The organism is Facklamia sp. P13064 (assembly GCF_050409425.1).
Taxonomy (GTDB): Bacteria; Bacillota; Bacilli; order Lactobacillales; family Aerococcaceae; genus Facklamia.
Window position 1 is genome coordinate 1 of the sequence record NZ_JBNUPM010000029.1, and the last position, 10,971, is coordinate 10,971.

The 10,971-nt window shown below is 32.9% G+C and carries 11 protein-coding genes; 1 reads left to right on the top strand and 10 read right to left on the bottom strand.

The features are described 5' to 3' along the window. Positions 1-328: 328 nt before the first annotated feature. The 10 genes from phnE (ACQV2S_RS08390) to ACQV2S_RS08435 all read right to left on the bottom strand — a co-directional run bounded on the left by phnE (ACQV2S_RS08390) (position 329) and on the right by ACQV2S_RS08435 (position 9,129). A complete protein-coding gene (phnE, locus tag ACQV2S_RS08390; RefSeq protein ID WP_428885379.1) occupies positions 329-1,138 on the bottom strand; it encodes a phosphonate ABC transporter, permease protein PhnE in 810 nt (269 codons plus the stop codon). A 9-nt stretch (positions 1,139-1,147) separates the two neighbouring features. After that, positions 1,148-1,972, bottom strand: coding sequence for a phosphonate ABC transporter, permease protein PhnE (gene phnE, locus ACQV2S_RS08395; protein WP_428874091.1), 825 nt, complete (start codon positions 1,970-1,972; stop codon positions 1,148-1,150). Continuing rightward, a complete protein-coding gene (phnC, locus tag ACQV2S_RS08400; RefSeq protein WP_428876210.1) occupies positions 1,965-2,732 on the bottom strand; it encodes a phosphonate ABC transporter ATP-binding protein in 768 nt (255 codons plus the stop codon). Before phnC ends, phnE (ACQV2S_RS08395) begins: the two co-directional genes overlap by 8 nt. An 84-nt stretch (positions 2,733-2,816) precedes the next feature. Next, positions 2,817-3,851: a phosphate/phosphite/phosphonate ABC transporter substrate-binding protein gene (locus ACQV2S_RS08405; RefSeq protein ID WP_428874088.1), complete on the bottom strand. Its 1,035-nt coding sequence runs from the start codon at positions 3,849-3,851 to the stop codon at positions 2,817-2,819. Between the two features lie 520 nt (positions 3,852-4,371). Then, positions 4,372-5,004 carry a hypothetical protein gene (locus ACQV2S_RS08410; RefSeq protein WP_428885381.1) on the bottom strand — a complete coding sequence of 211 codons (633 nt, stop codon included), beginning with the start codon at positions 5,002-5,004 and terminating at the stop codon, positions 4,372-4,374. Positions 5,005-5,069: 65 nt separating this feature from the next. Continuing rightward, positions 5,070-5,585 carry a PIN domain-containing protein gene (locus tag ACQV2S_RS08415; RefSeq protein ID WP_428885382.1) on the bottom strand — a complete coding sequence of 172 codons (516 nt, stop codon included), beginning with the start codon at positions 5,583-5,585 and terminating at the stop codon, positions 5,070-5,072. A 271-nt stretch (positions 5,586-5,856) separates the two neighbouring features. Next, on the bottom strand, positions 5,857-6,699 hold the full coding sequence (locus ACQV2S_RS08420) for a hypothetical protein (protein ID WP_428882448.1): 843 nt from the start codon (positions 6,697-6,699) through the stop codon (positions 5,857-5,859). 408 nt (positions 6,700-7,107) lie between these two features. Then, on the bottom strand, positions 7,108-7,677 hold the full coding sequence (locus tag ACQV2S_RS08425) for a DJ-1/PfpI family protein (protein WP_428885384.1): 570 nt from the start codon (positions 7,675-7,677) through the stop codon (positions 7,108-7,110). Between the two features lie 213 nt (positions 7,678-7,890). Then, the gene (locus ACQV2S_RS08430; RefSeq protein ID WP_428885385.1) at positions 7,891-8,436 is read right to left on the bottom strand and encodes an N-acetyltransferase family protein; all 546 of its coding nucleotides are present in this window, start codon (positions 8,434-8,436) and stop codon (positions 7,891-7,893) included. 276 nt (positions 8,437-8,712) lie between these two features. Then, complete coding sequence (locus tag ACQV2S_RS08435) at positions 8,713-9,129, bottom strand: NUDIX domain-containing protein (protein ID WP_428875285.1); 417 nt, start codon at positions 9,127-9,129, stop codon at positions 8,713-8,715. A gap of 1,462 nt (positions 9,130-10,591) precedes the next feature. Between ACQV2S_RS08435 and ACQV2S_RS08440 the strand changes: the two genes are divergently transcribed. Beyond that, positions 10,592-10,912: a PadR family transcriptional regulator gene (locus ACQV2S_RS08440; protein ID WP_428882452.1), complete on the top strand. Its 321-nt coding sequence runs from the start codon at positions 10,592-10,594 to the stop codon at positions 10,910-10,912. Positions 10,913-10,971: the final 59 nt, after the last annotated feature.

Genomic DNA, 10,971 nt, shown 5'->3' on the forward strand with positions numbered 1-10,971 from the left:
GAAGTAACCAGTCGGTTACCTCACCTACTCATCAACCCTATTTGACAAAGAGCCCATTTTTTTCGCTGAATAACCAACTCTTCTCACACAAAAGTGCTCCTATCAAATTCATTTAAAATGAATTTGATAGGAGCACTTTTTTTGTCGAATAGTTTTAGTCCAATACTAAGCTCATCAAGTTTTATCTCGTTAATTATCATAGAACTATGGTATGTTTATCATTTATACTTGCTCATTCAACTTGGTACGCTAAATATTCTACAGATATTAAATCTACTGCCATATAAATTAACAAAATAACTTCTCATGTCTTGACGATTTCTTCTACTTAACCATTTGTTAACCGTTTACGAATAGACGAAGAAGAAAATTCGACTACTAGGATGAGCACAACGAGTCCTACTAGAATGGCTCCTACTTGCGACCAACGGTTGGAGGACATGGCAAATTTAAGGGGTGCACCAATTCCTCCCCCTCCTACCAGACCTAAAATAGAAGCATCCCTTAAATTCATATCGAAGCGGAAAATAATTGTTGATAGTAAACTAGACCATAATTGAGGAATAATCCCACAACGAATCTTCTCGAAAGTATTGCAGCCAGCTGCATCGAGCGCTTCTAAAATGGATTTATCCATATCGTCAATGGCTTCACTAAATAACTTGGTTAACATACCAATGGAAGTCACTGAGATCGTCATAACGCCTGCAAAAGGTCCTGGACCCGTCACCCGAATAAACATTAGACCATAGACAAAGGCTGGAATGGTTCGAATAGCCATCACCAAAAAACGGGTCATCACTACAACAGGAACCGGAACCACTTTACTCGATGCTAGAAAAGAAAGAGGAAAGGAGAAGACTGCTCCGACCAGAGTCCCTAAAAAGGCGATCGCCATCGTCTCCAATAATAAATAAGGAACCGACTGTTTCGTAAGATTAAAAAGCAGTTCTCTGTCTGGGTTAACAATTCCTTGGATGATACTTACAGCAAAAGTGATGCCCCGCTTAGCAAGCCCCACTTCATTAATGGTTGAAGCAGACCAGATGACTAGCCCAACTACTAACATCGTCCAAGCAAGTGCTTGCCAGCGATTCGTATCTTTACTTTCATACATTTGATTAATTTTATCTACCATGACTACCTCCTATGTTAACCTTGCTCTTAGATAGCGACTGATACTTTCAATCACCACTACCGTTAAGAACAGACAAAGCAGGATCATTCCGACATTCTGATATTCTCGCCAACCTAGATTCTCATCGAGAATAATGCCGATTCCTCCTGCCCCAACATAACCTAAAATAGCAGCGTGGCGAACATTTCCTTCGAAAGTGTATAAGGCTACTGACAGATAAGTTGGAAGCACTTGCGGTTTAATCGCTCCGAGAAAACTATACATTTTATTCGCTCCTAAGGCTTCCATGGCTTCATAAGGCAACATATCCGCTGTCTCAATGGCTTCATAAAGTTGTTTAGCTATGAAAGAAAAGGTGAATAAAGCAATTGCCAAGGTCCCTGCAAAAGTCCCCAACCCAAAAATATAAGTCAAAATCAAAGCGGTCACTAAGGTTGGTAAAGTTCTGATTAGACTCAACAATAGTTTTAAAAGACTAGTTATCCAGTGATTTCTAGTTAAGTTAGTGGCAGACCACATGGCATAAGGTATCGCTAAAAGCGCACCAATAAAGGTCCCCAGTACAGACATTTTAATCGTATCGAGCAGCGGAGGGATTACCTCATTAAAATAAGCCGTATTGGGTGGTACCATCCGTTTTAAAATAACAAAGAATTCCTCACCACGCTTGATTAAAACTTGTAAATCAAAACCAGTCATTTTAGCTGATAAATAAATCAATAAAGTAATCAATAAAACAATTAACAAGGTAAAAGAGCGCTTCTTATACACCTTCTTGCCATTTGAAAGCACTATTTCTTTGGGACGCATAAATGAAAGTATTGGATTATTCATAGGAGTCACGTTCCTCTTCAGTGCTTTGTCCTTTATAAATATGGTTTAGGACTTCTTGGGTGACTTCATTTGAAGGCCCATCATAAACAATTGCTCCTTCGCGAATGCCAATAATCCGATCACAATATTCAAGCGCCAATTCCACATGATGAATATTGATGATGACGGTGATGTTGTCTGTTTGATTGATATTCTGGAAATCTCGCATCACTACAGCAGCGGTGACTGGGTCCAAAGAAGCAACAGGCTCATCGGCTAAAATAATGCGTGGATCTTGCGCCAAAGTCCTAGCCAGAGCCACCCGCTGTTGTTGACCACCCGATAGTTGGTCGACTCGCGTATAGGCCTTATCAAGAATTCCTACCCTGTCCAAAGCTTCCAAGGCTTTTATTTCTTCTTCCTTCTTGTAATAGCCAATCAAGACGCGCCAAAAAGGGATATCAGGGACAAAAGCCGATAAGACATTGGTGATGACTTTTGCACGAGTTACTAAGTTAAAAGACTGAAAAATCATCCCGATCTTACGTCGGAACTGACGCAAGCTCTTACCTTTTAAGCCACTCACATCCACCCCATCAACCGTTAATTTTCCTTCTGAAATGGAATGCATTTTATTAACCGTTCGAATGAGAGTGGACTTACCTGCACCCGATAAACCAATAATGCCAACGAATTCTCCTTGATCAATCTCCAAATTAATATCTTGTAATGCTAATACACCTTTTGGATATCTTTTATAAACTTGTTCAAATTTGATCATTGCCTTCTCCTTTTTTAATCTTTCAACTAAAGAAACACCCACCGTCCAGTGGGTGTTTTGTTTTAGACTATTTGTCGGTATTTATTATTCACCTTGTTCACGTAGAATTTTTTGCGCTTCGCGTTCTGTTTCATAATCTTCAGCTTTGGCGGGTTTGTAGCCTTCGTGACTGTAGATGGCAATGACTTCTTTACCTTCTTCGGTTTCAGCAATATTAATGAAAGCATTTTGAAGGGCTGTTTTTAATTCGTCTGTCATTATCTCTGAAGTCTTACTTACAGAAACAGTGTCATTGTAAACATTAGGAGTAACGCCAATGACATTTGTCTCTTCCCAAATGCTCGCTTCGCGTCCCATATCTTCCATCCATGCATCGACATTATCACGACGTAAGTCAGCAAAACCAACCACTACGTCTACTTGTTCGGATGCTAAACGTGCAATGGAAGAAGGATAGGAATCTGCTTGAACGACATTTGATAAGTCAGAAATTTGTTTACCATCGAATTGGTTTCCTAACCAAATGGAAGGATAAATGTAACCTGATGAAGAAGAGGAGGACATGACTGACCACTTAGCAGAGTCTAAGTCTTCCCATGTTAATTCTTCGCCATTGTTTACTTTCTCAGCTAATTCTTGGCCTTTTTCAGAAGGTCCTGCAATAATTAAGCCTTTGTAGTAAGACACTTGGTCTTCAATTAATTCAGTCGCTTGTCCGTCATTCCAGTCTGCTGGATTCTCAGAGTCTTTCGATAAACCTTGACGAGTCGATGTAAGAAGGACGTCCACATCGTCTTCGAACAAGACATATGTTCCGCCAGGAATTAAACCAACATCAATCGTTCCTGCAGCCATACCTTCTCCGACTGCTTCATAAGATGTTCCGACAGTAATTTCGACATTCTTAACATCAAATCCTTCTTTAGCTAACTCATCAATCAAGAGCTGTTTCAAAGGTTCTGTTGTTGTAATAATTTCTTCGGGATCACGGGATGGAACAAAAGCAACTTTTAACGTCTCAATTTCAACTGCTTCTTCTTGGGCATTTACAGTAAATACATTTAAAAAAACACTTGCCAGTAGAGATAGGACCATTAATAGACTAAACTTTTTCTTCACAGATGTTACCTCCAAATATTTGATAGCTCAATTATAACGAACTAAGTAAAGTAGAGCAACTTGCTTGTTCAATTTTACATAAAGTTTACAGTAGGTAAGGGGCCATTCAATCACTCTCCTGTTATCATGTGTTTTTTTAATACTATTTTCTCATACTAAGAAGATATTTTTATTTTCGTATAAAATAAATTTGACAAAACTCTCTACATTAAAAAGCTTTTATTATTGAAACAGCAAAATCAATAATTTCAATTCCATAAAACTGACTAATGAAAACCTAAATAAGGTTGTGCATTTTCTCCCTTACAATCTGGTTTCCTTAGGGGTCTTTAGAATTTGATTTTCTAGTCTACGAAAAGTAATATAAGTTTCTGTTAGAAAGTTACCACTACCGGGTGTAAAATCATGAGCAATTTCAGCGAATACAAAAGTGGATGTAGTTTATTCCTAACACATTACTAGAGCTTTTATTATTAAACCCAGGTGTTTTCTGTATATTTCCTTTGTTTTAGGTGAATTGTTAATGATTAGGAGCGCACTTATCACAAAAATCGTTTCCACCATCATTTTCCCATGTTAGTCCACATCCACAATCTGGACAATAATTTTCCCAAATAAGATCTGGATAATTAATGATTTGTCTACCTTTACTATTTAACGTTCTCTGCGTAAGTTTTTGTGCTGTATCTACTTCAATGCTATCTACTTCAAATTCTGGATAAGAATCTTCGTCTTCATTTTCATACTCATAGTGTATACGTGCAACTATCTCAATTTTTTTATTGTGATTTTCTTTTATTAAACCATATTCCATTGTAGCGTATTCTTTATCATCAGAATCCCAAATAGAGTTCTCTAAATCAAAAAATGTACAGTTAATTACAATTTCTACTAAACACTTTAAAGCAACTACTATTTCATGCTCTTCAGAGTTATAATCTATAACTACAGAGCTTAACATTTTGAAGCTCAGTTTCATCATATTCATATCCACCGATAATGCCTTTACGATCATAATCAAACCCGTCAATTTCGATGTTTTGTGAATTATCAAAAATTGTTCTTTAATTTCCTCAGCAAACCTATAATTAATACTATTGATGTACTTTAAAGCTTGTTGAGCGATAAGTTTATCCGTATTAATAAGATTCAATAATTCATCTATACTTTTATAAAGATAAATTCCTTTTATGTCCTCAAAATCTTTATCTCCACTTATTACATATATGGGTTGATAATCTTTTTTCTTAAACTCTTTAACATTGAAATATTAAAAGCATCAGGAAACTCGTGCTTCTTCTTACCTGTTCCGAATGGCTTTCTGTTATTAAAATAATCATTTAGTATAGTTTTTAATTCAATACTATCTAAATCTAAATATGTTACTTCTGCCTCATTTAAATAATTATGAAATTGATTTAGCGCTTCTTGAACTACCTCTTCAGTATCCAATTTATTAAAACTATCAGCATACTTACTGTTTCTAAGAATAGCTATTTCTCTGCTATTAAAGTTTTGGTTTATTTCATTGTTTTTTTCAACATTTTCTTTTATGTGCTTATTTGCCTCTCCAACAATTATCTCACTTGTAAGAAAATTGATAGCACCCTTTTTAACTTGTTTTTTTAGCAATCCTAATCTACTTTTATCACTTATATCAAAACTTTGACTTTCAAATATTTGTGTATCAACAAAAACATTTAATGGAAACTCTAATTCTTCTTTACCTTCCAATTCTTCCTCCTTTTTAATAATTAACAAATTATATCTATTCCAATACGCCTTTTAGAACAATCGTGAGCCATAATTGGTCTAAAAAATACACCAATCCTTATTTTGTATCTATAGTACGTGGCTTGAAAGCCAGTGTTCATCGTTACTATCTGCCGTTGTCATAATTATGACACGAAACCCGGGGCTTTTTATATTCAATGAACAATTTAGGTTTACACAAGATATTCTACACTATGTAGCTAAAACTAAGCCTAATTGTACATATAGTTTATTATTTTCTAATTTCTTCCACCGGATAGCATTGATAAAACATCTTGGCTAATTTATTTATTTCATCTTTAGCCCCAACCTTACCCAATGCCCAAAAAACTAACCCTATTGATTCTAAATCACTAGCAAAACTTTCAAAACTATCTATTATTATTGGCAGTATTGAATCATCTTCAAGTCTTCCCATTGCATATGTAGAGTCATAAGGGTATTGGTTTATTATTTTTATTGTATTTTCTTCTAATACTCCTTCAATTAAAACTTCAATTATACGAGTTCTCCAATATCCTTCTTCAATTTCAGATAAAACAAAATTCAAATCCTTTGGTTCTAGAAAACCTACTTTATAATTTCTAGCAATAAGCTCCAAAATTCTTTTATCAAAGGTCTCTCTATACAATTCTAATAATTTGTTAATACTTTCTTTGCACTGAGAATTTCTTTTAAAATAATCAAACCCTACTTCTCTTCTAGCTTTTCTTCTATGCTTAAAACAAGACATTGCATATTTATAAGAGATTTCACTTGGCAATATTCTAAGTAATTTTTTAAGTAAGCTATCACTTTTATACCTATATTTAGATGGAATTTCTTCCCCTTCTTTAATCGTTCGTTCAACTAAAGAAATTAAATACTCTATTTGGATATCAGTGTATTTTTTTAAATAAATATAGTCTCCAATTCTATTTAAAATATTTTCACAATGATTGAAAATAGAAAAAGAACTTATTTTTAACAATTCAATTAACTCATTTAAAGTAAGGCAATTAAACTTAGCTCTCTCTATATCTTTTTCAATTTTTTTAATCTTTGTCTCTTGAGTATCATATTTACTAAATCTCATATATATTCTACTTTCTTTTTCTCCTATTTTAAAAATTCTCCTTCTGCTGTTTTCCCGTCTATCTTAATCATCCATTCAAACCTACCCCTTCTTATAACTGAAGTTAAGAGAACAGGATTATCTGCTTCCTTTTTACCTATTACTTTATCTATTTCCCAATGTCCTAATTCTTACGTTATTGCCAATATTAAAAACAATTTCTAATATTAAATTTTAATCAAACCTATATACATACATTTTCAAAGTAGTATTCTAAAAAGCACATCAATCCATATTAAATTTCTTAATAGAGCGCTTAAAAGCTAGTGTTCACCGTTACTATCTACCATTATCATAATTATGAAATGAGACCCAGATGATAAATCTTATAGCTTTTATTAAAGCTAAATAAAACATGTGGTTAATATCTTACAATCCAAAACTATTTGGAGACATTTCAATTCCCAACATATTACAAAACTGAATTCCAAATCTTATAAATTCAAAAGAAACAGACGTGACTATATTATCATTTAGAATATAACCTTCTTCAATAGGATTTGTTATACAATTATTCCAATCCTTCATATATTTAAGATCAGCCTCACTGTATCCCTCCTGTAGCAAACCTTCTTTATCTGTTCCTATCATAAAAGCCTTGCCATTTAATATGCCGGCTCTTACCAGCAAAATAGGAGCAATAGAAATGGCACCTATTATTTTACCTTCAAACTTTTTAATAAATTCAATTATTTCATGATCTTCAACTGCTGAACGTATATCAACCGCACCGGGTAATAAGAGACTATCATATCTCTCTATGTTTAAATCATAAATTGTTTGATCTGGGAGAACTTTTAGACCTTCTTCACATTTAACTATATCTTTAGTTTTTGCAAATACATCAATCCTTCTACCATTTAAGGCCAAAGTTTCTAATGCCACACTTATTTCAAAATAACAAAATTGATCATATATAAGCACTGCTGTTTTGTTCATTAGTTAACCTCCACATATTTTGCTATGTTTCATTTCTCCAGTAGAAGCCTAGAACCCAGTCACCATCGCTACTATGTACCGTTGTCATAATTATGACACAAAACTCACCTGTGAAATCATAAAGTAATATCAACACTTATATATACTAAGTTTTCTAGATATTCAGGTGGACTGTTAATCCAATAAACTGGGATTTGTAGAACTAAAACTTTTCTAAATACTTTTTACCATTTTTATATTGTTGTATCGGGTTCCATCTTTCAAAATGTAGGCATTAGGAGTTTCTCCCACTTGGATGAATCCGCATTTCTCATAAAGAACCCTGCCTCTTTCATTACCTGAGAAATAGTCAAGCTCAAGTTGGGAAAGGCCCCATTCTTTAGCATAGTCTTCGAGAACTTGAAGTAACTTCTTCCCTATTCCTAAGTTCCAGAATTCTTTTAGCACAGCAAGGGCAACATTTCCTCGATGGCGCATTTTCTGTTTTCTTAGTCTTGTTATTGTGCCGTTTGCAATCAGTCTTCCATCCATTTCAACAACAATCATAAGTGTATTATCAGATTCATTAAAGCCTTTGATCATTTTTGCTTCCTCTTCAACAGTTATGGTTATTTCTTCTGGATAGGAATTCAAAAAGTCAGATTCTCCCATAATGGTTTTCAAATATTCAACAGTTTCTGCAGCGTCTTTTACTTGAATCTCTCGAATTTTGCAGATTCTGCCATCTTTTAGTTTAAAATTTTCTGGTGTATATTTCATATTTATCCCCCACATAAATTTAAATTTGTACTTTTTCCTAGTATTATTTTTAGAGGAAAATAATCATCTGTTGCTCTAAAAAGCACTTAACTCGACATTTCGTTTCCTTAGTAGAAGGTTTGAACCCAGTTTTCATCTTTACTATTTGCTCTTTTCATAACTTTGACACTAGATTCGGGTGAAAAATATTACGCAATATCAATGGTTGTAGATTCAAACTCTTCATTGTTTTAGAAGAGTTTGTTACTTAACAAACTGAGATTGGTTAGTTTTAAATTACTTATTAAGATATTCTAAGAAACGTTTTTTTAATTGTTCGATTACATCTTCATTATCAATAAAATCTTCAAAAGCTAGCATTTCATACTTTTGTCCCTCTTCTCCAAATTTTATATTCTCGATTTGACTATCACATATATTAGCAACCATAAAAACTGATTTTTCTCCTGCATTTGTGATGCTTTCATGGTATTTGGTCCATACAATATTTGATTCAGAAATATCAATAGCTAATTCTTCTTTAACCTCTCTTCTCATAGTTTCATATGGTGTTTCTTCATTTTCTCTTCCACCACCAGCTAAATCCCACATATTAGGATAAGGAATGTTTGGGAGATTATCTCTTAAAATAGTTAATACTTTCCCTTTATTAATGAGTGCTACTTTAACACCTATAAAATTCATTTGATTCATGATTAAACCTCCTCAATCTAATTATGTTTTTGCTCTTTTAAATTTTAAGAATAAACTAACTCAATAATCACTCTAAAAGGTAGATCATTCTTTAATTTGTTTTCCTAGTAGAAAGTTTTTAAACTCAACATCAATTACCGTTATTTGCATTATGGCTAATTATGACACGAAATCGAGCAGTAGTGCCTAAAAATTTAGATCCAGCCAATTTATTTTGCAACTATATAAGCCTTTTTTTAGTGCAGATAGTTTTTACAAAAATCGCTTTTTTAAATTCTTCGTGTAAATCATCCATGAATTAATAATTGCGATAAAATTGTTATAGTACTCACAACAATGATTATATAAATCTCGTTCTTATTCTTACTCTCTTTCAAAATCAAATTTGAAAACATTACTCCATAAAGCGATGTAATATTCAAGAAGATCCAAGCAATTGAAGAAATATTAGAAGATGTCACAAAAACAAATGTTATTTGTGCAATACACGTTAAAATTGCTCTAAAAAATAAAGATTATCGAAAGAGTTTTTATTGTGTCTTTTCCAATCAGTTTGATTTAAGGTTGGAATCAAACTTATAAAAGATACAAAAAATCTTAATATTAAAGTACTTACTGTAAATAAAATCAGTGAATCAATATTTTTTATAGTCTCCAACCAAAAGAGGAAATAAGCAAGCTTGTATAACTAACGGTGGAACAATAATAATTACTCCATGTAATAATGTTTTTAAATCACTTTTTTTCTTTACCCAAATAATAATTATGATAGTTGTTAAGATAGAAATGAAATAATTACCAAAATTTATTCTTCCTGTCGTAAAAAATAAGGCTAAAGGAATAAAAAAACAGCTGTTTTTGATACGATCGCCGATTCAAAAATGGATAAGCGTTTAAATAGTTTTGAGTATCCTACTGCAACAATTTGTACTAAGATGCTGTAAATGATTATTTTATAATTAAGAATCATAGTAAACAGATCATTAACATTTATATAAAAGAACGAAATTATTATGAATAATAGCGTATATAAATTGTTTGAAAAATTAACTTTTAACACAGATTGTTTTTTATACCCTATTTGATACCTATCAATCACACTTATTAATCCTCTGGACATTGCTGAAATGGTTGAAAATAAAATAATGTAGAAATATGAATCCAAATTTCAATTCTCCTTTATGTTTTTTTAAATAACATAAAATTTTTAATACTCTACTCCCATGATAAGATATTCTTTATGAATATAGAAGAGTAAATTAATATGAACTTTGACAGTACTGCAACTTCTTTTCAGACAATATTTCTAAATAGGTTCAATTTTAGTTGCTTCCTTTTCCAATCTCTCGATAGTCCGATTTCAGAATTTATCTTTATATGTATTGACTTATTCAGTTCGACGATATACAATCGGACTATACATTTAAACTGAATAGTTTAACGATATAAAGGAGCTAATATTATGCCTAGACACCCAAGTTTACCCTTAACAGAAACGACTTATTTAATTTTGTTGTCACTAATAAAACCTGCACACGGCTATGTAATAATGCAAGAAGTTGATCGGCTTAGTAATAACAATGTAAAAATTGCGCCTGGCACCATGTATGGTGCCTTAGATAATTTACTAAAACAAGGTTGGATTAAAGAGGTAAAAAGCGAAGACAAACGTCGCAAAGTCTACCAAATTACTAAATCTGGTTATGATGTCATTGAAGCTGAAACAAAGAGAATGCACGAATTACTTAACTTAGCAGAGGAACTGATGGGAGGAGAAAGCTAAAATGGGTTCTATAATTTATAGGGTTGATGGCCGAAGGCCTCAACTCTATTTTTTACTTT

Excerpts from the sequence above, each read along its gene's own strand:
- ACQV2S_RS08425 (WP_428885384.1), bottom strand. The coding sequence starts at position 7,677 with ATGAACAAAACAGCAGTGCTTATATATGATCAATTTTGTTATTTTGAA.
- ACQV2S_RS08430 (WP_428885385.1), bottom strand. The coding sequence starts at position 8,436 with ATGAAATATACACCAGAAAATTTTAAACTAAAAGATGGCAGAATCTGC.
- phnE (WP_428885379.1), bottom strand. The coding sequence starts at position 1,138 with ATGGTAGATAAAATTAATCAAATGTATGAAAGTAAAGATACGAATCGC.
- ACQV2S_RS08440 (WP_428882452.1), top strand. The coding sequence starts at position 10,592 with ATGCCTAGACACCCAAGTTTACCCTTAACAGAAACGACTTATTTAATT.
- phnC (WP_428876210.1), bottom strand. The coding sequence starts at position 2,732 with ATGATCAAATTTGAACAAGTTTATAAAAGATATCCAAAAGGTGTATTA.
- ACQV2S_RS08420 (WP_428882448.1), bottom strand. The coding sequence starts at position 6,699 with ATGAGATTTAGTAAATATGATACTCAAGAGACAAAGATTAAAAAAATT.
- ACQV2S_RS08435 (WP_428875285.1), bottom strand. The coding sequence starts at position 9,129 with ATGAATCAAATGAATTTTATAGGTGTTAAAGTAGCACTCATTAATAAA.
- phnE (WP_428874091.1), bottom strand. The coding sequence starts at position 1,972 with ATGAATAATCCAATACTTTCATTTATGCGTCCCAAAGAAATAGTGCTT.